Here is a 21,680-nt window from a genome sequence, read left to right as displayed (position 1 = left end):
GTAGTTTTGCCTGATATATAAATAGGTATGAGCGTCATCTATTTACTCCTTACAATAAGCATTATTGTAGCGGTATTGTTTTTCGTTGTTTTTATTGTTGCCGTGCGTAACGGCCAGTTTGACGATGACTATACCCCGTCGGTGCGTATTCTTTTTGAGGATGAGCTTGTAAAAGAGAAATCAACAAAATCGAGTAAAATTAATCAAGACAATTAAAAGAATGGAATTGCAACAGTTCTACTACGACAACAAAATCGTAAAAAAGTTCCTTTACGCCACCCTTTTTTGGGGAGTCATAGGAATGACAGTCGGGCTTCTTTTGGCCTTTTTATTCCTTTTCCCTAATTTGACCGACGGAGTTTCCTGGTTAAGTTTTGGGCGCCTTCGCCCGCTGCACACTAATGCAGTGATCTTTGCTTTTGTGGGGAATGCTATTTTTGCAGGAGTATACTACTCTACCCAGCGGCTGCTCAAAGCCCGTATGTACAGTGACATTTTGAGCAACATCAACTTCTGGGGCTGGCAGTTAATTATTGTTGGAGCGGCCATTACACTTCCCCTGGGCTTCACCAGTTCTAAAGAATACGCCGAACTGGAATGGCCTTTTGATATTGCTATTGCTGTGGTATGGGTTGTTTTTGGGTGGAACCTCATCGCTACTATTTTTAAGAGAAGACAACGCCATTTGTATGTAGCCATTTGGTTCTACATCGCAACCTTTGTAACCGTTGCAGTACTACATATCTTTAACAGCCTTGCAATTCCGGTTGGTTTATTTAAGAGTTATTCAGTTTATGCAGGAGTTCAGGATGCATTGGTACAGTGGTGGTACGGACATAATGCCGTAGCATTCTTCCTGACCACACCCTTCCTGGGGCTCATGTACTACTTTGTGCCCAAGGCTGCCAACCGCCCTGTGTACTCATACAAGTTATCTATTATTCACTTCTGGTCCTTAATATTTATATACATCTGGGCCGGACCTCACCACTTGCTTTATTCATCACTACCCGATTGGGCTCAGAACCTTGGAGTTGCCTTTTCGGTAATGCTGCTGATGCCATCATGGGGTGGTATGATCAACGGGCTCCTTACCCTGCGTGGCGCATGGGATAAAGTTAAGACAGATCCTGTTCTAAAATTCATGGTGGTTGCCATCACCGGCTACGGGATGGCCACTTTTGAAGGCCCAATGCTCTCTCTTAAGAACGTAAATGCCATTGCCCACTTTAGCGACTGGGTAATTGCACACGTACACGTAGGCGCACTTGCCTGGAACGGGTTCTTAACCTTTGGGATGGTATACTGGCTAGTGCCAAGAATGTTTAAAACCCGGTTGTATTCGGTTAAGCTTGCCAACGCCCACTTCTGGACAGGTACTTTAGGTATTATCCTATACGCCCTGCCCATGTATGTTGCAGGTTTTGTACAGGCTTCAATGTGGAAACAATTTAACCCCGATGGTACCCTTGTCTACGGAAACTTCCTGGAAACTGTAACCGAGATCATGCCAATGTACTGGTTTAGGGCCATTGGAGGTAGTATGTATATCTTCGGAATGTTCATCCTGCTGTACAACGTATACAAAACCATTAAAACCGGAACCGAAGTTACAGACGAACTTGCCGAAGCAGCTCCCCTACAAAAAATAAGCAATAGAAGACTTGTGGGAGAAGGTTTCCACACCTGGCTGGAGCGCAAGCCGGTGCAGCTTACAGTTTTAGCTACTATCGCAATTCTTATAGGAGGTATTATCCAGATAGTGCCAACCCTGCTGGTAAAATCTAATATTCCAACCATCACCAGCGTTAAACCTTATACGCCACTGGAACTTGAAGGAAGGGATATCTACATTAGAGAAGGCTGTGTTTCCTGCCACTCACAAATGATCCGCCCTTTTAGAAGTGAAGTAGAACGCTACGGCGAATTCTCGAAAGCCGGGGAATATGTTTATGACCATCCATTCTTGTGGGGAAGTAAACGTACAGGCCCCGACCTTATGAGGGTGGGAGGAAAATATTCAGATAACTGGCACTTCAACCACATGTATGACCCGCAAAGTACCTCCTCTGGTTCTATCATGCCCGGCTACAAGTGGCTGATCACCAGCAAACATGACCGTTCTGAAACTGAAGATAAAATGAAGGCCATGGTACAACTGGGAGTTCCATATACCGAAGCCGAGATAGCCAACGCCCAGGCCCACATGGAAGAACAGGCTACCAAAATTCAGCAAAACCTTTACAGTGATCCCGACTTTGTGACCACTTATGAAGCCGATAAAAAATATGCTGAAGAGAACGGACTGGAATTTATTGAAATGAAAGATCGCGAGATCGTTGCCCTTATCGCTTACATCCAGCGATTGGGAACAGATATTAAAGTGGTCAATTCAACAACTTCAACAAACTAACTGTCATGCTAAAATTTATTAAAGGACACATGGAGAGCATTGCAGGGATAGAGATTTATCCAATCATTTCCCTGCTCATCTTCTTCATCTTTTTTGTAGCGCTTTTCTGGTGGGTCTTCACCGCAAAGAAAGACTACATCCACACCGTAGAACAAATACCATTAGAAACAGATAACGACCAGAACTTATGAGACAAGCTATCCCGGCCTGGATAAGAATCCCTGTTTTCTTTCTCCTCATCGCAGGAGTGCTAGAATACTTTATAGACTCAGGTGACAATTTTGCCTTTATTGAATACCCGGTACTCTCTGCGGTGCTACTGGTGATCCTGTTATTCCTTATTGCTGCGGAAGGCATTCTCAACGCAGTAGAAAATATCATGTTCCAGTCTCTTTCGCCTGAAGCCAAAGAACGGTACATGAGGGCGCAAGAGGAGCGAATGAAGAAGTACGACCTTAAAAGGATCAGCCGTAAACTAGCTGGTACCCGCCCAATTTCCGAAGAAGGCGAACTAGAACTTGACCACAATTATGACGGAATAAAAGAGCTGGACAACAAGCTCCCGCCATGGTGGCTTTACTCCTTCTATATTTCCATCATTTTTGCCGCCGGTTACCTTGCCTACTACCACCTTTGGAATGGAGAAGATCAGGTAGCAGAATTTGAAAAGGAAATGCTGGCAGCAAAGATTGCAGTTGAAGAATACAAAAAGAATGCTCCCGACCTGGTTGATGCAGAAAACGTAGAGCTACTCACCGAAGCTGCCGAACTGAAGAAAGGTGAGGCTATTTACCAAACCAACTGCTTGGCCTGTCACGCTGCCGATGGCGGTGGGGGAATTGGCCCTAACCTTACCGACGAGCACTGGATTCTTGGCGGGGGTATCAAAAATGTCTTCCACACGGTAAGTGAAGGCGGGCGTGCAGGCAAAGGGATGATCGCCTGGAAATCTTCCCTCAAACCGGCAGAGATCCAACAGGTAGCAAGTTATATTCTCAGCCTGCAGGGAACTTCTCCGGCCAACCCAAAAGACCCCGAAGGGGAAATCTGGACAGAATAAGATAAATACAGGAAAGGCAGCAGGAAGTGGAAAGAGCAGAGAACAACTTTAGAGACAGGATAGGCACCATGAATGCCGAAGGTAAACGCGCCTGGGTGTATCCAAAAAAACCTGAAGGCCGGTTTTATAAGTACCGCACGCACTTAACCTGGTTCCTGCTTCTTTTTCTAATCGCATCTCCATTTATTCATATAAATGGAAACCAGTTCATGATGCTCAATGTACTGGAAAGAGAATTTTTCATTTTCGGGCAACCCTTCTGGCCGCAGGATTTCTACCTGGGGGTTACCGCAATGATCATTGGCGTTTTGTTCATCACGCTTTTCACCTCTGCCTTTGGCCGCATATTTTGCGGCTGGATTTGCCCGCAGACCATCTTTATGGAAATGGTCTTCCGGAAGATCGAATACTGGATAGAAGGTGACCGCGGGGCACAAATGAGGCTGGACAAACAGGAATGGAATAGCGATAAAATAAGAAAGAAAGGCTTTAAATGGTTCCTGTTCTTCCTTATTTCATTCGGGATTGCCAATGTTTTTCTTGCGTATCTCGTGGGCAGCGAAAGACTGCTGAGATATGTTACTGAAGGCCCGCTAGAAAACCTAAGCACATTTATAGGGCTTCTAATTTTTACCGGCGTCTTCTATTTCATCTTTTCGTGGTTCAGGGAACAGGTTTGTACCATTGCCTGCCCCTACGGAAGGTTGCAAAGTGTGCTGCTCGACAAGAAATCTGTAGTGGTGGCTTATGACCATAAAAGAGGGGAAAGATCAAAAGGACGTTCAAAATTCAGAAAAAATGAAGATCGCGCCCAGCTGGGAAAAGGAGATTGTATTGACTGTTCCCAGTGCGTGAATGTTTGCCCTACCGGAATCGACATAAGGAATGGAACACAGCTGGAATGCATCAACTGCACCGCCTGTATAGATGCCTGCGACGCCATGATGGACAAGGTAGACCTCCCACGGGGGCTAATAGGTTTTTATTCTGAAGAGAATATTGAAAAAGAAGAAAAATTCAGGTTCAACCCCAGGATGAAAGGATATGCTGCCATCCTGTTTGTACTTGTTGGAATTCTTTCGGGAATGTTGTTTTTAAGGACCGATGTTGAAGCCACAGTTTTAAGGCTTCCGGGGCAGCTTTATGAGACTCACGAGAATAACATGATTAGCAATGTTTACACCTTTAAACTCATAAATAAAACTACCGGTAGTTTTGAAGATGTACATTTTAAGCTGCTTTCCCACAACGGAAGTATTGAATCTGTCACCCACGAGAAAATCACAGTTCCCGAAAAAGGCCTTGCAGAAGGCACTTTATTTATCGAGATCCCGAAAGCGCTTTTAAAAGATGAAAAAAACAGTGTGGAAATAGGCGTGTACAGTGGCGAGAAGCTCATAGAGACCACCAGCACAAATTTTATGGGGCCCAGGAGCTTCAGGTAATAAAATAACGGCTGCTGAAGAAAAAACCTTCAGCAACAGTGGTATTCAAAGCGATACTGAAGCCTTCCGCAGAAAAAGAACTGAAAAATACTTCCCAAAAATGCCATTTTTGAGGAGTAATAAAAGAGTAAAGCAAAGGAATTACGAATAGGCAGACTGTTCAACAAATAGAGAAATAAGAAACCTCAGAAAGACCAAGTTCTTCTGAAAATTAAAAGACAAGATCATGAAAATATCCTGGGGCACATCACTGGTACTGGCTATATTTAGTTTTATAGCCTTCATCATGTTTTTTGTGATCACCATGATCACCGATAAAGCTTACAGCCATGATTTGGTTGTGGAAGAATATTACAAAAACGAACTCACATTTCAGGAGCAGCTGGACAAGACTAAAAATGCCGGCCTGCTTTCAGAAAATATCAACCTGGAACAAACTCCCGAAGGTTTGCTGATCACTTTTCCGGCAGAACTTGAGTTTACTTCCATTAAAGGAAATGTGTTCCTGTACCGGCCGTCAAACAAGCAGCTGGACTCTGAAATTCCTCTTTCATTGTCCTCACATCAATTGCTCGTACCTGATAGTCGCTTTATAGACGGCCGCTGGAACATTATTATTGACTGGGAATACAAGGGCGAAAAATTCTATTTTAAAGAGGATATCCTGTATTAATGCTCTACTCTGCCTTCATATTAGGCCTACTTGGCAGTTTTCACTGCATTGGGATGTGCGGCCCAATTGCATTTATGCTTCCGTTGTCGCGTGACAATAAAGTGTTGAAACTGCTTCAGATATTCCTGTACCATTTTGGGCGGCTTTTCTCATATGCGCTAATAGGCCTGGTGTTTGGGCTACTGGGCAAGAGTTTTGACCTTTTTGGGATCCAGCAACAACTGTCTATTGGGATTGGGGTTCTTATGATCCTGGCCATACTCCTACCATCCAAAAGCTTCAGCAAAATAAATTTTTCCCGGCCATTGTACCGGTTTGTGGGGCAGATAAAATCATCTTTGGGGGCCGCCCTCAAAAAAAGAACGCCCGATACTTTCTTTACTATTGGCTTTTTAAACGGCCTGCTGCCCTGTGGCCTGGTGTATATGGCCGTATTTGCCGCGCTGGCTTCGGGCGAAATGCTCACAGGAAGCCTTTATATGGTAATCTTTGGCCTTGGCACCATTCCTCTTATGACCACCGCAGTCTACTTTAGCCGATTTCTGGGAGGAGCCTTGAGAAAGCAGGTGCAAAGGTTCATTCCGGTTGTTGTAGTTGTGATTGGCCTTCTCTTTATTATAAGAGGAATGGGCCTTGATATTCCATATCTATCTCCTGCGCCACAAACGGCTGTGGTGAATGCTTCGGCAAGCTGCCACTAATAGTTGTTAAAGCTTTGTTATCATTTCTTCTTTAGTGGCATTAACCATTTTAATAATTCGGACATATTTCTCCGGGTTTTCACTCCCTCCTACTAAATTCTGGTTAAAATTTCTTAATCTCTTGCCACCGCTGGGCATCTTTTGGAACTTTGAGGGCAAATTTAATCGGTGAAATTATGAGCAAAATCAGCTTTTCAAAATGCCATTTAAAAAACAATCATCATAACTAGCTAATTTAAAGCTGATTACACGAATGTGAATGCGGACTTAAAATTTAAAACCATTCCCTGTGAGAATCTTGCCGAAAGCTGACCCGCGTCATACTCTACCGCTCATATCTGTGCCATCTTTGTATCATAATTAAAAACAAAAATCATGAACACAAAAAAGAACCTTTGGTTAGTAATTGGAAGCTTTCTGGTAATGGTCTTTTCTGCCAATACTATGGCAGGGCAAACCTTTAATGTAAATAGCGGAGCCTCCAGTTTAAAAGTGGAAGGAACCTCAAACATACATGATTGGGAGTTAAGCGCAAAAGAACTCCAGGGAAGTATAAAGGTTCAAATGGAAGACGGACAATTGGTGCAACTTGATCAATTACAGTTTGCAGTAGTTGCCGAAAGCTTGAAGAGTGGAAAGGGCGGAATGGACAAAAACACCTATAAGGCTCTTGATACCGATAAGCACAGAAGAATCACCTACGAATTATCAAGCGTTAAAAACCTTGATTGCACTTCAAAAACCTCATGTAAGGTAACTACTAATGGTGTACTTACCATTGCAGGCACCAAGAAGAACGTAGAATTGATCTTTGATGCCAAAGTTGCCGGTGACAAAATCACTCTAAGCGGCGACAAAAAAATAAAAATGACCGATTTTAAAGTGGATCCCCCAACAGCCATGTTTGGAACTATCACCACAGGAGATGAAGTCAACATTAAATTCCAGACTGTTTTTACTAAATAATTCTAATTCAACGACAAATTTTAAAATTCAACTATCAACTTTTTTAATGTATCAAAAATGAAAAATCTAATTAAATATTCCGGTATTGCCCTCTTGATGGCCATGGGCTTTCAGGCACAGGCACAAGATGTAGATGTTCTGGTTGTGGAAGACAACGACAGCAAAACCCTTTGGGATAGAAGCCTTCCTAACTACAGATATCCAGATCAACGCGGTGTAAATACTTTTGAACCTAACAAAGATATTAACCTTGAAGAATTTGAAGGAGTACAGGTAAGACTTGGAGGTGCATTTGCACTACAGTTCCAGGGTCTTGAGCAGGAAAACGAAAGCACTCTCCCTGTATATGAGCTTGGAAAAGATTTTAACCTTGCTACTGCAAACATGACCTTTGACATTCTTCTTGCAAAAGGAGTTAGAGTACACCTTAACACCTATCTTTCTTCTCAACACCACCCAGAAGCTTACGTAAAAGGCGGGTACCTGCAGGTAGACAACCTTGACTTCATCAGCGAAGGTCTTGCTTCAGGACTTATGGAGCACTTGAGAATTAAGTTTGGTCACATGGAGAACAACTACGGTGACGCCCACTTCAGAAGATCTGACAACGCGATGGCTCTTTACAACCCATTTGTTGGAAACTACCTTATGGACAGCTTTACTACTGAAGTAGGTGGTGAGATCTACTATTTCAACGACGGATGGTTAGGTATGGTTGGATTCACCAACGGTAAATTGAACCAGTCAACCAGCAGTGAAGGCCACACCAGCCCATCTCTTTTAGCCAAAATAGGTTATGACAAGCAAATTTCTGAAGACTTCAGATTTAGATTGACAGGATCTCTATTCCACAGCAACCAAAGCAAAAACATCTACCTTTACAGCGGTGACCGTGCAGGTTCAAGATACTACAACGTAATGAGCGGTAGCCTTCCTGACGGAACTGCAGTTGGAGACGGCTTTAGATCTGGTAGAATTAACCCCGACCTTAAAAATGAAATGACTGCTTTCATGATCAACCCTTTCATCAAAGCAGGTGGTCTTGAATTCTTCGGAATCTATGAAAGAGCCAAAGGAAAATATGCTTCTGAAACTGACGAAAGAACCTGGAACCAGTACGCCGGTGAACTTCTTTACAGATTTGGAGCAGATGAAAACTTCTACTTAGGTGCACGTTACAACACTGTAAACGGTGAACTTAAATCTGGTGATGATGTAAAAGTTAACCGCTTCAACATTGGAGGTGGATGGTTTATGACCAAAAACATCTTAACTAAAGTTGAGTATGTTAACCAGAACTACAATGACTATCCACAAGCGGATATCCACCATGAAGGACAATTCAACGGCTTTAACGTCGAAGCAGTAATCAGCTTCTAAGAAATTAAGATTCGTTTGAACTAGCCAGAAAATGGGGGAATTAAATTCCCCCATTTTTTTTAACTTTAAAAAAATGAAAAAAATTGCGTTTGTTTTATTGGTGCTTTTCTGTAGTGCGGTAACATGCGCACAGGATTTTCAGAAAAGAAAGATCACAGTGCTCCCCAGCAGTGAGCTTACTATTATTGGCGATTCTAACATTGCCGCTTTTAAATGTGAATTCGATAATTCATATTTAGAAGATTCTCAGAACATCACCTACACCCAGCAGGGCAGTAAAATTGTATTTACAGGAGCCGTTCTCACTCTTAACAACAAGGGCTTTGACTGCGGCAGCAAAGGTATTAACCGCGATTTTCACGACCTCCTGCAAACCGACAAACACCCAAAAATACTTCTCGAGCTCACTGAAGTAAGCATGTCTTCCCCTACAAAAGCAGTCGCAAAAGTGGGCATTACCATAGCAGGCAAAGAAAGGTTCTACGAGCTGCCTGTTGGCATAAAGAACGCCGTGATAGCCGAATTTAAAGGAAAACTGCACCTCAACATCAAAGATTACGGCCTAGAGGCTCCAAAAAAGCTGTTTGGGATGATCGTTGTAAAAGACGAGATCGATATTGAATTTAACCTCCAGGTAAAAAAATAAAGAATATGAAATTAGTCAGTGCTGCCCAGGCCGTGTCTTATGTAAAATCGGGTAACAGAATATTTTTCCAGGGAGCGGCCATGACGCCCAATATCCTGATAGATGCCCTTGTTGATCGCTACAAAGAGCTTAAGAATGTAGAGATTTTTCATATTCATACCGAAGGCCCTGCCAAGTACACCCAGCCACCCTACAGGGAAGCTTTTTCCCTTAACAGCTGTTTTGCCGCCGGCAATGTGCGCGATGCGGTAAATTCGGAATACGGGGCTTACATTCCTATTTTTTTAAGCGAGATCCACATTTTATTCAGGAAGAATATCCTTCCGCTTGATGTGGCTTTTATTCAGGTTTCCCCTCCCGATAAACACGGGTTTTGTTCGCTGGGCCTTTCCGTAGATATTACCCTGCCTGCCATACAAACCGCTAAAACGGTGATTGCACAAATAAATCCGCAGGTACCAAGAACCCACGGTGACGGGATTATTCACGTAAGCCAGATCACAGCCGCAGTAGAGGCAAATTTACCTTTACACTCACACCTGCCTGTAGAAGCTTCAGAAATTGAAAAGCAAATAGGAAAAAATGTAGCCGAACTCATTGAAGACGGCGCAACCCTGCAAATGGGAATTGGTGCCATTCCAAATGTGGTGCTCAGCAACCTCATGAACCACAAACGCCTTGGGATTCACACCGAAATGTTTTCTGACGGGGTTTTACCGCTTATTGAAAAAGGCATCATCACCGGGGAAGAAAAAGAGGTGAAAACCGGCAAGATCGTGACCTGCTTTGCGCTAGGCTCCCCAAAGCTGTACGATTTCATTGACGATAACCCAATGATACATTTTAAAGAAGCGGCTTACACCAATGACACTGCGATCATTAGAAGGAACCCTAAGGTAACTGCCATAAACAGCGCCATAGAAATTGACCTTACCGGCCAGGTTTGCGCCGATACCATTGGAACTTACCAGTACTCGGGCGTGGGCGGACAAATGGATTTTATTCGTGGGGCTTCCCTCTCTAAAGACGGAAAAGCCATAATTGCCATGCCTTCAACCACCGCAAAAGGCATTTCCAAGATCGTTCCCAGCCTACGCGAAGGCGCAGGTGTTACCACTACCCGGGCACACGTGCATTACATCGCTACAGAATACGGCGTGGTAAATCTCTACGGAAAAAACCTGAAACAAAGAGCTAAAGCCCTCATCTCTATCGCTCACCCAAACCATAGGGCAGCCCTGGAAGAGGAAGCTCATAAAAGGCTCTCCGGAATAAGGTAGGCCTGAAAATACTTTCCAAAAATGCCATTTTTGAGTACCTTTAGATAGCTTTAAAAAAGAAAATATGAAAAGTAAATTTAGCGAGATCATCCAGGATGATAAACCAGTGCTTGTAGATTTTTTTGCCGACTGGTGTGGCCCCTGCAAAACCCTTGCGCCCATACTTAAAGAAGCCAAAGCCGATTTGGGGGACAAGGTGAAAATAGTAAAGATAGATGTAGACAGAAATCAGGCGCTGGCCGAAAAATTTCAGGTACGGGGCGTGCCCACCCTTATTCTCTTTAAAAATGGCGAACAACTATGGCGGCAATCGGGCGTGGTGCCCAAGGCCAACCTGGTTGAGCTCATAAATTCCCACCAGTAGTTTTATGATAGACGAGAACCTGTTGCTTAACCATGGCGCCAAACGCGTGGCTTTTTCTAAAGGAGATCAGTTATTCCGCGAAGGGGAATCGGCTCTTAATTTCTACCAGGTAGCTTCAGGAGAGATCAAGATGAACAACTACAACGAAGATGGCAAGGAGTTCATTCAGGGAATCTTTTCTATAGGGCAGAGTTTTGGAGAACCGCCGCTGCTGGCAAACGTGAAATATCCGGCAAACGCCGAAGCAATTTCGGATGCCGAAGTTTTTCAGCTTTCAAAAGAGCAATTTTTAGAACTGCTTTCGTCAAATCCAAAAGTTCATCTCAAGATCACCGAAACCCTGGCAAAAAGGCTTTACTACAAAGCCATCATGGTTTCAGAAATATCGAGTCAGGAACCCGAGCACAGGATTCTTCGTATCATAGATTATCTAAAGCATGTAGATAAAGTTGAAGGAAAGTACACTTACCGTCTAAACCTTACCCGCCAACAGCTTGCCGATCTTACCGGCCTGCGGGTAGAGACCGTGATACGCGCCACAAAATCTCTTGAAAAGAAAGGGGAACTGCAAATAAAGAAGAGAAAAGTCTACCGGTAGAACTTCATTACCAGCCTCTTATGATCTTTATCAGGGACACAAATGTCCTGTTTTATGATCCCAGTCATATTCTCCCCCTCCCTATACTTTTAATTTTACGGCATAATTAAAAACTACTATGCTATGAAACTTTACAACACACTTTACAAAGATTTTGAAGACCTTTATGTAGGATATTCGGCGGTGGCCATTATTCTTTCTACCTGTTTGGGTGCTGCGGCGGCTATGGTGATTTTAATGAACGGGCATGACTTTATTCAAATGTTCCAGTTATTCCTGGTGGTTGCAGTGTGTATGACCTATATGGTGACGGTTTTAGCGCAGTTAAAGCCTAAATTTGTATTTAATACTTTAATTTTAAGCCTGCTGCTTAGCGCACTCCTGCTCGTGATCAATGTTTTTATGCGCTATTAGAAAGAGGATTTTCTTATGAAAAATGATATACAAAACCGGGAGGATGTCTTTCTCCTGGTTTCTGCTTTTTACACCAAAGTGCGGGCCAACACAAAAATTGGCCACTTTTTTAATGAGACTATAGATGACTGGCCGGCACATCTTGAGAAGCTTACCGATTTTTGGGAAACCAACCTGTTTATGGTGAGCAAATTTCGCGGTAACCCAATGCGGGCCCACAAAGAGGTAGACCGCGAATTTGATCATTCTATTGAACAGGCCCATTTTGGCGAATGGCTCAACATGTGGTACGAGACCCTTGATGAGCTTTTTGAAGGCGACAGGGCCAATATCGCCAAAAACAGGGCGAGAAATATGGCCCACAACCTCTTTATGAACATGTACCTGAGTCGGCAGCAGTGATTCTGCTTCAGGTGTCTTCGGAAGAATTTATACTGAAGAAAATTACTTTAGTGTACAGCTTCCTTCTGAAGCATTTCCGAAGCAATACACATTGGCTCTTTCATTCAGTAAAAAAAGCCGAGACGTTAAATTCCTGTTATTCAACCGCTGTACCTTCAGCACAAGCCTTATCTTTTAAAGAAAAAAATCTGAAAGATGGAAATAAAGGATAAGGTAGCCATAGTAACCGGCGCCAGCAGCGGAATAGGAAGAGCAATAGCAAAAGCCCTTTCGGGGGCTGGCTGTAAAGTGGCACTTGCCAGCCGAAGTATTCAAAAATTAAACGACCTGCAGGACGAGCTGGACAATAAAAGTCTTGTGGTGCGCATGGACGTTACAGATTCCGAAAGTGTAGAAGGCGCTTTTAAAGACATCTGGGATGAATTTGGGGAAGTGCACATTCTGGTAAATTGTGCCGGCGTAATGCCGCTCACCTACCTCAAGAACCAGCACCTCGAAGAATGGCTTGAGACCATTGAGGTGAACGTGAAAGGAACTTTGCGCTGTATCAATGCCGTGCTGCCGGCCATGAAAAACCAGATGAACGGCCACATTATAAATATAGCTTCTGTAGACGGCATTGAGGTGTTTAAAGGCGGGGCGGTCTACGGCGCTTCAAAGGCCGCGGTCATTGCCCTCTCCCGCGCCATGAGAATGGAACTTTCGCCCGAGTTCAATATCCGTGTTACTTCAATAGAACCCGGTACCGTGGCCACAAACCTGCGCGATGATATCACCGATAAAGAACTGCTCGATGAAAAAGATTATTCTGGCGATGAGCCAAAACTGGAACCTCAGAATATTGCCGATGCCGTTTTGTATGCCGTTACCCAGCCTAACAGCGTAAATGTTAACGAATTAATGATCAAGCCCACAGGCAAGGCTTAAGGGTTAAAAAAGTGTTATTTGGAAAGCCTTTAACGCAAGTTGACCCAATTCTTCACGATCTTGAAAAGGAACCTTAAAAAACCAACAAAAAATGGATTTGAAGAGAAATGCAAAAGACGCAGGTGAAAAAGTAGTAAAACTGTGGGCTGCCAAAAAAGGCCTTCAGTGGACGGGCAGTCTCCTAAAATGGGGTGCCATTGCAGGAGCCGGGTACTACGCCTATACACTTGTGAGAGACAATAAAGATCAAATAAAAGCTAAATTGTCTTAGAAGACCTTAGTTTTTAAAAATATACCACCGGGATAGCCCCCTACAGCAATTCCGAAGGGTATAACCTGAAAAAAGGCTGTCTTAAAAGCTCTTCTCCGTCAAAACCTGAAACTTTTCAGGGGTTTTGGTGCAAAATTAGTCTGAAATCAGATTTTTTGCACCTCAAGCATGACGTGTAAAGTTTTTAAGGCAGCCTTTATATTTTTAAAAACCTGAAAATAACCTTCGGAAGGGGTTCTTTAGAAATGAACTTCAGCTGAAGCAGAGTTTTTTGTTGCTTCGGAAAAATTACTTCCCAAAAATGCCATTATTGGAACCCCACGGCAGCAACTCATAAATCACCTCAGCTTTTTTCACCCAGCAGCAGGGTATTGCTTCCGTAGACATATTCCTTCTTCTGAAAATGTATGCCTAAAGTGCCATTTTTTAGCAGGTAGTCAATCTGCTCCTGATGCGCCTCATTTATCCCGGCATTGAAAAGGATTTTTGCGCCCGGCAGCAACAATCCTCCAACATTTTTCCAGAAGGTTTCTGAAAAGAACTGCGACGGCACCTTCAAATCCAGAAAAAGATCTACAATTATAAAACCGAATTGCTCTTGCGCTGTGGCGACAAAAGCTTCGGCATCTTCACACAACAGCTCAAGGGGCTGGTGTGCTTCAATATTAAATTCGGTTTTGGCGATTTCAACGATAGCGGGATCAAGTTCTACAGCAGTAATTTTTCCGTAGTACTTAAATTTATTCCGAAGTAAAGAAATGGCACTCCCACCACCCAGCCCCAGTAACAGCACAGGGGCTGCACGGTCTGCGCGCACTTCTGAAATCCCGCGGTCGAGCACCTCCTGAAGGGCACCGTATGAATAATTGGCGTTGCTACTGTCGAGTACCTTGCGCCCGTTGATCCAGGTAACTTCCAGCTTCCCATTGTAACTGGAGTTGTACTTTTTGGTGAGCGGCCACAGGTAGCTGAAGGTCTTTTTCATAGCCCTGTAAAAGTACGATTTTAGAAGTTAGAAGGGAAATGGGAAGGGGAATTAATTGAATTGGGCTAAAGCCCTATTTTAAATCCCCCGCCTGAAGGCGGAGGCAATTCATGAATCCTTTTGTCCTGCCTTAAGGAATGGGTAAGATATTTGATGCCTGGAATTTGGGGTTTATAGGTTGCGTAAAAATATAGGATTCCAATTATAACAGGAAGCTTGAAATTGCCTGGATAAATGGACGAACAATAAATTCTTCAAAGTTTAGAGTTGGGCTAAAGCCCTATTCTAATCCCTTTTTTCACCACTGGCTAAAGCCAGTGGCAATCAATAAGTGAGGAAAAAGATGTTCTGGGGTTTTAAGAAGCAGGCTCTCCACCCTGGCTTATGAGAGCAGTCTTGACTCTTGGATCTTTTTACCTGGCAACCCCAAACCCGCAACATGCAAAAATTTATTCCGTCACAGTCTTGACTCTTGCCTCTTGTTTCCTGGCTCTGTTCTTAGGTTTCTTCTTTTTCATCTTGTTCAGCCATATCAGCGTACCGGTAATGGGCAAAGTGGTCGCGATTAGGCAGGCCAGGAAATAGATGATCTTGGAGAAAGTCCCGAAGATCTCCCCTGTATGAATGGGCTTGATCAAAGATGCTATCTGTACATTAAGCGGTTTTTCATTAAAGATCTCCTTGTTTAAAACTGTACCATCGCGATCTATCACCAGTTGATCTGAAGTCACAGGAGACCAGCTGTTATCGTTGGTCTTTCTTATTTTGTACACCTGCTCCCTTTCGGAAGGAAACGAAATTGTGGTGGTGCCTTCATAGTTGAGCTCTTCCGAAGAAATGTTGTAGATAGAGGCTATTGAGGCTTCATCGGCTTCGGTGATATTCTCATTGGAGGTAAAAGAAGGGCCTCCTCCCCTGTTAAACACTTTTGTTCCCAACACAGCACTCCCTGCTTCGCGGTACCACTCAAAACTCCAGAAGAGTCCGGTGAGGGTCATGATGATCAAAAAGATGCAGGCGTAAAACCCGAGCGTGTTGTGAAGGTCGTGGTTAATGCGTTTCCAGTTGGCCGAGGTTTTGATCTTAAAGCCGCTCTTCATGTTTTTCCACTTCAGCTTTTTTGGGAACCAAAGCACAACACCACTCAGGGAAAGAATAAAGAAGATAATGGTGGCTATTCCCACAATGGGACGGCCTATAGCCGAATCTAAAAGCAGCCATCTGTGCATCCTGAAATTCCACATAAAAAAATCGTCCAGGGAAGATTTTTTAGTCTGCATGTAATCGCCGGTGTAGGGATCTACATAAAAGGTAGTGCCGCGGCGATCTTCGGGAGATGTCTTTACACGGAATTCGTAAGGTTTCCCGGCTTCAGCAGGGATGCTTACCGAAGAGACTTCCCCTTCCTGCTGTAATACTTCAGTGAGGGCTTCAATTTGCATAGGCTGCGTACCCGAAACCTTGAAATCTTCAGCAAAAACATTTTTAATTTCCTTCTCAAAAGTGAGTACAGTTCCGCTGAAACAAACCAGGAAAAGGATGATCCCACTGGCAAGGCCAAGCCATAGATGAACGTCATTGAGGAACTTTCTAATGCCGTATTTTTTCTTTTTATTCTTCATTGAAAGAAATTTAAAGTTCCGGCATACAACAAAAAGCTGTAGCCGGAACTGTGGAGTAAGATATGATAAGCTAATTCAAAATTAAAACACTCCGATGAAATGGTTTCCGGGTTCGTTAAGCAGTTGCGCCCCTTTGGTCACTTCACCTGTTACACTGTTAAGAACATAGATATTCCCGTCTTTCCCAACCGGGGAAACCGTAACATAGACTTTATCCCCATCTACCACGAAGCCCTGGTACTGGAAGAAGTACATATCTGGCTCATAAGGCAGGTCTACTTTTTGTGCAGTTTTGGCATTAAGATCTACCCTTGCCAGGAAGCTTTGCTGGGTGCGGTCACTAAAACTTGTATATGCTGCATCATCGTGGGTGTACATTACATAAGCAATACCATTTTTCACATATCTCCAGCTCTGGATGTATGAACCTGTAACGTTAAGGGCTTCATCAAGGCTAAAGTCATAGCTGTTGTCATATTCATTACTGGCATTGATCTTTAGAATATGAGAACCCCCCGGATCTCTTTGGGTAGCCTGGTAAATACTGCCATCTTCGGCCAAAAAGCTGTTAAAGCTGCGGTAACCGCTGGTGTCGCCAAATCCAACCGTAGAATTGATCACTTTTGGATTTTCAAGAGATGGATAATCTACCACCACCGATTTTGACCCCAGCCTTTCATAAGCATTGGCATCGCGTTCTCCTGTAGCAGGATCTGTTTTTCCCATCCAGGTTCCTATAATCAGTTTATCTCCTGCAGCGTTGAGAACTGGTGTATCTAGCCTGAAAATATGGTGCCCTGCTGCCTCCTCTTCTTCGGTAAGCGGGATTTCAAATGAAATGTTGTTCGAAATCTCAGAATTTTCCATGTCAAGAGTAACAATAGTGGCAGTACCTCTTGTGTACTCGTAAATATCCCCATCATTTACCATAGGGCTGGTCACACTAACGGCCACCCCGGTTTTGTCCCCGTCAAAAAGTTTTACCCATCTTGGAGAAGTTCCTGCGTACTGTGATATATTCACAAGACCTCCTGTTGGTTCAAAATTATCACCTCCATTGACGATATACTTTGAGAATTCCCCTCCATTGTCACCCCCGTAAGCAATGTTGAACATGGTTGAACCATCTACCGAAGATTGTAATCTCGCCGTTCTTTGAGATCTCACCTGGAAACCCTTGTCAAAAACGTTAACGGCGTAGTTGGGGTCTTCGGCATTTTCCTGGGAGATAGAATAAAGTACGGTGCCCCCGTTACCGTTACCCGGGGTTTCATCCATTACTGCTCCTGCAATGGTAAGCCATCTGCTTTCTTCAGGATTAGGCTCTGGGGTTGGAGAAACGGCATCTTCATCGCTGCTACATGCCGTAGACAGGTTGAGTAGTCCAACTACAGCGGCATAACCAAAGAGTCTTGAAAATTTATTTTTCATGTTTAATAATTTATAAGTTATTGATTGAATAATTGAGTTTTAAATAAAAAGCCCTACCCGGCTTTTGCACCGCAAAATTGTCAAAAGCCTGTTTGTTGAAAATGTTGTTGGCATCAAAGCTCACAATGAGGTTTCGGTTTGGAAAAACATAGCTAAGGCCAACATCCTGGATATGTTGTTCGGGGACCATCGAATTTTCAAGTCCGCTTCTTTTATTCACCACCCACACGTTGTAAAAGGAATCAACAAAAGCATAATTGTAATAGATGTTCAGTAAAGATGCTTCTTGAAACACATTTTTGAAAGAATACCGGGCAGAAGCATTGGCGGTAAAGAAGGGTTCACTGGGTATTTGTGCGTTGTAGTTAAACAAAACATTGCCGTTTGAGTCATACTTTGTACTCACCCGGGTGTTGAACTTGGACAAGTTGACCAGCAGGTTGAGGTTATCCTTAAAAACATAATTCAGTTCTGCATCAAAGCCTTTAGACTCCGTTCCTTTCATGTTTACAAAAGGAGCAGTTTGTTGTGCATCATTCAATGTCATTTGGGGCTCCCTTACAATCATACCACGGGTGTCTCTTAAAAATCCGGAAGCGTAAAGAGAGACGCTGTGATCAGCAATTTTGTAGGGGCCGAGCTTGAATCCGAGGTTATAATTATTGCTTTGTTCGGGTTCAAGTCCTGAGTTTTCAGCAACATTATCTCCCACATCCCCAAATATCTCGTTATCGGTAGGAAGGCGGATGGCTTTTTCTGCGGAACCTAAGATGGCAATGCCCGAATTTACCAGGTAAGAAAGTGCCATCCCGTATCCCGTGTAGTCAAAATTACTGCTGAAGTATTCTTCTACCCGTACCTCTTCCCCGTTAATGGTTGCAACCCCCGGGTCCATTTTATTCGTCTTCTGCTGGTAATACTTTACGAAGACATTGGCCTTCAAATTATCATTGAACCATCTAGATTCATAAGAAAATGAGGAAATATTCTTCTCCAGTTCACGGGTTTCAACGAAATTCTTTCTTATCCCGTTCCACAATTCATCATTCTGTTCCCTGGAGATATTGTAAAGTACATGGTGCAAACCAATTTTGTGGTTCTTGTTGAAGGAATAGCTAAGACCGGCCCTAAAAGAGTAAATATCCCTGTAAATATTTGCAATGGTAGGTGCACCCTGCTGCGCTCCCTGCTGCGACGGAATAGGATCTCCCTTTCGGTCGCGGCTAAGTTCACCCGACCAGTTGTAGACCCAGGTTACAGTATCGTTTATGGTTCTTTTGCGCTCGTTGTATAATCCGTGAAAATTAAGGTCAAGCCCTTTAACAAAGAGGTCAGATTTTTCATAAGTTAGGTTTACAATCCCGGCTTCGGCTTCCATAAACCTTCCTTTGTATGGGATGGTCATGTATGCGCCATGCTGAATTTCGTTGTAAGAATCTGAAGCTGTGTACCCTACGGAAAAATGATCTGCAAATTTGACATTTTTGAAACCCGCTTCGAGTATTCCGCCACGGGAAGAGTATTCATCATTGAACCTCTTCACCCTTACATATTCATATCTCCCATTGGGCTGAATGTTGTACACATTTCTTCCCCAAACCTCATAATCATTGTCTGAATGGTTGTAAAAACCAGAAGCTTTCACGAAAAACCCTGAGTTCTCTGCCTGGTACACTGCATTGAAGTTGCTCTGGAGGGTATTGAAAGAACCATAAGAAACCGAAGCATTGATCTGGGTTCTAAAATCATCTCTTAAAATGACATTTATGGCACCTCCCAGGGCATCAAAGGCCAGTTCGGCAGGAACCACCCCTTTATAGACATCAATACGTTCTATCATGCTGGGGCTAATACTGCTAAGGTCAAAGGAAGAACCGTAAGACGAAAGCGGGATTCCGTCAATGAAGATCTGGATAGAATTTCCCGACATCCCGTTGAGGTTATAATCTACCGAAGACCCCAAACCGCCACCCTGCCTTATTTTCACCCCCACGCTCCTGTTCAGGAGTTCGTTGGTCTGGATATTTCGTACCGCTGCTTCTTCTGTTTCTATGACATTTACCGCAAAACCTTTCTTTTCAATTTCAGATTTTACAGATTCTACGTTAAGAAGCACTTCCCCGAGTTCGTAATCATCAGTATTTTTGATCTGGAAATTCTGCACCAGGTCTTCCCCCTTAATGACCAGCTCCCTATATTCAACGTGACCGGCCTTCCGCAGTTCGATTATATAAGATCCTGAAGGCACCCCGGAAATCTCATAATAACCTGAATAATTTGATGTGGCCCTGAATTCTTCCGAAGCATTTGAGAGGACAACCTCAACACTGGCCGAAGAATACCCGTTGTGGTCTTTAACATAACCCGAAACAGTATATGCAGCCCCCACTTCCCGGGTTAACTTCTCCGCGGAATTCTTAGCTGCCTGGCCTATTACTGTCGTGGAAAACAAACAGCAGCAAATGAGCAAAAAATATGTAGATGCAGATTTCAAAAACTGACCTTATTTAGATTTAATAAAAATAATTACCTTTGGCAAAAGTAAAGGGAGAGGCTTGCCGTTGGGTAACGCAAAAGGAATTTTTACTTACGTGAAAAGAATAATATACCCAACCCCACCCTTTAGTGATGTTATTTAAAAGGAAGTCAGGCGATTTTGAACATGAAATTCAGGTTAGAAAGTTCTTTTTTTGAAGATAATGCTGTAGTTAGAACTTTCAGCAAAGATTTTTGTGCCGATGCCTTTAGCGAGGAAACCTTTATTATTGACAAGGAAGTTGTAAAGGGAAGCCTGCAGGAGCTGCACCTGGATCACTTTTGTATTATCACGCAGGAACTTAAATCCCCGGCGGGCTATTCAATAAATTTTTCGGGAAATTCAGCTTTATTCAAGCTGCATTTTGAACTGGAGGGCGACTACAATTATATCCCTACAGATCCTTTGGCCCCGGTAATTTCTATACCCTCAGGGCATTTCAATATTTTTTATCTGCCAAAACCCGAGGGTTGTTTAAAGTTTGCATCTTCTTCAAGAAAAACCCTGGAAGTGCTTTTTACTGAAGAATTGCTTCGGAAGATCATGGGGCCAGATTATAAAGGCCTATCGTCATTAAAGAAGGGAATAAAGAAGAACCGCCCATTCCTGTTATGGGAAGAAAGCAGGTATATTCCCACAGAATTACAGCAGCACATCAAGGAAATTATGAGTTGCCGTTATTGCGGCCACATCAAAAAGATCTACCTGGAAGCCCGAATTACTGCTCTCTTGCTGAATTTCCTGGTAGACAACGACCCCAAAAATGCCATTTTGGAGAAGCACCCCATCCCCAAAAAGGAGTATGCAGGCATTGTAAGAGTGGAGGAGCACATTAGGAAGAACTTCAGCAAAAACCTCACCATTACCGAGCTCGCACCCATTGCCGGCCTCAACACTTCCAAACTTAAGCAGTGTTTCAAAAAAGTGCATTCTACCACTATCTTTAAATACATCACCGGGTTGCGCATGGAAAAGGCCAAAGATCTTATTACGCACGAAAAATTATCGGTTTCTGAAGCTTCTTATGAAGTTGGGTATAAGAATCCGCAGCACTTTACGGTGGCTTTTAAAAAATACTACGGCTTTTTGCCCAGCTCCCTCAATTAAACCTGCAGTTTTTGCTTTGAGCAACTAAAAGCCGGCATCTACAGGCTATTTACTGTTCCTGTTGATGAAGATCCAGTACAGGGCCGCCACCAGAATTGTCAAAATCCCTCCTGCTATGTAGATTTTATATTCCATTAGAACGCTGGATTGCCGGGGAAGATGGAAAGTCGGAAAAACAGGGGCATAAAACCATGACATTTGTCAGATTCGCTTTTCCGAAGAAATTACCTGTCAAAAATGCCATTTTTGAATCCCCTTTAAACCAGCATTATTATTGATTTTACTTCCGGTTTAACGACATTTACTTCAGCTTTACATGTAAAGCTTCCGCAGAAAAATTCCCTGATTTTTTTTGAATTGCATGATTCTCAATATAAAAGCTTCTTATTCTCAATTTATCATTTTAAACATATTATTTTCATAAGTCAATATTTAATGTATTAAAACTGAATTTTTGTT

At 43.2% G+C, this 21,680-nt stretch carries 22 protein-coding genes; 18 read left to right on the top strand and 4 right to left on the bottom strand.

What is annotated here, in order from left to right:
* Positions 1–27 precede the first annotated feature (27 nt).
* The 17 genes from ccoS (at position 28) to JRG66_RS08885 (ending at position 13,540) form a co-directional block, all read left to right on the top strand.
* Positions 28–216 (top strand): cbb3-type cytochrome oxidase assembly protein CcoS, encoded by a 189-nt coding sequence (gene ccoS, locus JRG66_RS08965; RefSeq protein ID WP_265162428.1) that lies wholly within the window; start codon positions 28–30, stop codon positions 214–216.
* Between the two features lie 4 nt (positions 217–220).
* Positions 221–2,413 carry a cytochrome-c oxidase, cbb3-type subunit I gene (gene ccoN / locus JRG66_RS08960; protein WP_265162427.1) on the top strand — a complete coding sequence of 731 codons (2,193 nt, stop codon included), beginning with the start codon at positions 221–223 and terminating at the stop codon, positions 2,411–2,413.
* Between the two features lie 5 nt (positions 2,414–2,418).
* The gene (locus tag JRG66_RS08955) at positions 2,419–2,604 is read left to right on the top strand and encodes a CcoQ/FixQ family Cbb3-type cytochrome c oxidase assembly chaperone (protein WP_265162426.1); all 186 of its coding nucleotides are present in this window, start codon (positions 2,419–2,421) and stop codon (positions 2,602–2,604) included.
* Complete coding sequence (locus tag JRG66_RS08950) at positions 2,601–3,473, top strand: cbb3-type cytochrome c oxidase N-terminal domain-containing protein (RefSeq protein ID WP_265162425.1); 873 nt, start codon at positions 2,601–2,603, stop codon at positions 3,471–3,473. The genes JRG66_RS08955 and JRG66_RS08950 overlap by 4 nt, the downstream gene beginning before the upstream one ends.
* Positions 3,474–3,541: 68 nt before the next feature.
* Complete coding sequence (ccoG, locus tag JRG66_RS08945) at positions 3,542–4,918, top strand: cytochrome c oxidase accessory protein CcoG (RefSeq protein ID WP_371875346.1); 1,377 nt, start codon at positions 3,542–3,544, stop codon at positions 4,916–4,918.
* Positions 4,919–5,144: 226 nt separating this feature from the next.
* On the top strand, positions 5,145–5,591 hold the full coding sequence (locus JRG66_RS08940; protein WP_265162423.1) for a FixH family protein: 447 nt from the start codon (positions 5,145–5,147) through the stop codon (positions 5,589–5,591).
* Positions 5,591–6,292, top strand: coding sequence for a sulfite exporter TauE/SafE family protein (locus tag JRG66_RS08935; protein WP_265162422.1), 702 nt, complete (start codon positions 5,591–5,593; stop codon positions 6,290–6,292). Before JRG66_RS08940 ends, JRG66_RS08935 begins: the two co-directional genes overlap by 1 nt.
* A 375-nt stretch (positions 6,293–6,667) precedes the next feature.
* Positions 6,668–7,258: a YceI family protein gene (locus JRG66_RS08930; protein ID WP_265162421.1), complete on the top strand. Its 591-nt coding sequence runs from the start codon at positions 6,668–6,670 to the stop codon at positions 7,256–7,258.
* A 57-nt stretch (positions 7,259–7,315) separates the two neighbouring features.
* Entirely contained in the window at positions 7,316–8,638 is a 1,323-nt protein-coding gene (locus JRG66_RS08925) for a hypothetical protein (RefSeq protein WP_265162420.1), read from the top strand.
* Between the two features lie 73 nt (positions 8,639–8,711).
* Positions 8,712–9,284: a YceI family protein gene (locus JRG66_RS08920; RefSeq protein ID WP_265162419.1), complete on the top strand. Its 573-nt coding sequence runs from the start codon at positions 8,712–8,714 to the stop codon at positions 9,282–9,284.
* A gap of 5 nt (positions 9,285–9,289) precedes the next feature.
* Positions 9,290–10,564, top strand: a complete 1,275-nt coding sequence (locus JRG66_RS08915; protein WP_265162418.1) for an acetyl-CoA hydrolase/transferase family protein — start codon at positions 9,290–9,292, stop codon at positions 10,562–10,564.
* A 64-nt stretch (positions 10,565–10,628) separates the two neighbouring features.
* Complete coding sequence (trxA, locus tag JRG66_RS08910) at positions 10,629–10,928, top strand: thioredoxin (protein WP_265162417.1); 300 nt, start codon at positions 10,629–10,631, stop codon at positions 10,926–10,928.
* A gap of 4 nt (positions 10,929–10,932) precedes the next feature.
* Positions 10,933–11,526 (top strand): Crp/Fnr family transcriptional regulator, encoded by a 594-nt coding sequence (locus JRG66_RS08905; protein ID WP_265162416.1) that lies wholly within the window; start codon positions 10,933–10,935, stop codon positions 11,524–11,526.
* 123 nt (positions 11,527–11,649) lie between these two features.
* Positions 11,650–11,940 (top strand): hypothetical protein, encoded by a 291-nt coding sequence (locus tag JRG66_RS08900; RefSeq protein ID WP_265162415.1) that lies wholly within the window; start codon positions 11,650–11,652, stop codon positions 11,938–11,940.
* Between the two features lie 15 nt (positions 11,941–11,955).
* Positions 11,956–12,342, top strand: coding sequence for a group III truncated hemoglobin (locus JRG66_RS08895; protein ID WP_265162414.1), 387 nt, complete (start codon positions 11,956–11,958; stop codon positions 12,340–12,342).
* 195 nt (positions 12,343–12,537) lie between these two features.
* Complete coding sequence (locus tag JRG66_RS08890) at positions 12,538–13,269, top strand: SDR family oxidoreductase (RefSeq protein WP_265162413.1); 732 nt, start codon at positions 12,538–12,540, stop codon at positions 13,267–13,269.
* 91 nt (positions 13,270–13,360) lie between these two features.
* The gene (locus JRG66_RS08885; RefSeq protein WP_265162412.1) at positions 13,361–13,540 is read left to right on the top strand and encodes a hypothetical protein; all 180 of its coding nucleotides are present in this window, start codon (positions 13,361–13,363) and stop codon (positions 13,538–13,540) included.
* A gap of 343 nt (positions 13,541–13,883) precedes the next feature.
* On the opposite strand, the gene JRG66_RS08880 is transcribed toward JRG66_RS08885, so the two are convergent.
* From JRG66_RS08880 to JRG66_RS08865, 4 genes are all read right to left on the bottom strand, one after another.
* Positions 13,884–14,525 carry a spermidine synthase gene (locus JRG66_RS08880; RefSeq protein WP_265162411.1) on the bottom strand — a complete coding sequence of 214 codons (642 nt, stop codon included), beginning with the start codon at positions 14,523–14,525 and terminating at the stop codon, positions 13,884–13,886.
* Between the two features lie 449 nt (positions 14,526–14,974).
* A complete protein-coding gene (locus JRG66_RS08875; protein WP_265162410.1) occupies positions 14,975–16,147 on the bottom strand; it encodes a PepSY-associated TM helix domain-containing protein in 1,173 nt (390 codons plus the stop codon).
* An 81-nt stretch (positions 16,148–16,228) separates the two neighbouring features.
* Positions 16,229–17,578: a DUF4374 domain-containing protein gene (locus tag JRG66_RS08870; RefSeq protein WP_265162409.1), complete on the bottom strand. Its 1,350-nt coding sequence runs from the start codon at positions 17,576–17,578 to the stop codon at positions 16,229–16,231.
* 10 nt (positions 17,579–17,588) lie between these two features.
* Positions 17,589–20,030, bottom strand: coding sequence for a TonB-dependent receptor (locus tag JRG66_RS08865; protein ID WP_265162408.1), 2,442 nt, complete (start codon positions 20,028–20,030; stop codon positions 17,589–17,591).
* 210 nt (positions 20,031–20,240) lie between these two features.
* Between JRG66_RS08865 and JRG66_RS08860 the strand changes: the two genes are divergently transcribed.
* Complete coding sequence (locus tag JRG66_RS08860) at positions 20,241–21,221, top strand: helix-turn-helix domain-containing protein (RefSeq protein ID WP_265162407.1); 981 nt, start codon at positions 20,241–20,243, stop codon at positions 21,219–21,221.
* Positions 21,222–21,680 lie beyond the last annotated feature (459 nt).

It is taken from the genome of Salinimicrobium tongyeongense (genome assembly GCF_026109735.1).
In the GTDB taxonomy this organism is placed as follows: Bacteria; Bacteroidota; Bacteroidia; order Flavobacteriales; family Flavobacteriaceae; genus Salinimicrobium; species Salinimicrobium tongyeongense.
Note: the sequence above shows the minus strand (reverse complement) of the source record. Positions and strands in the feature narration are given on the sequence as shown.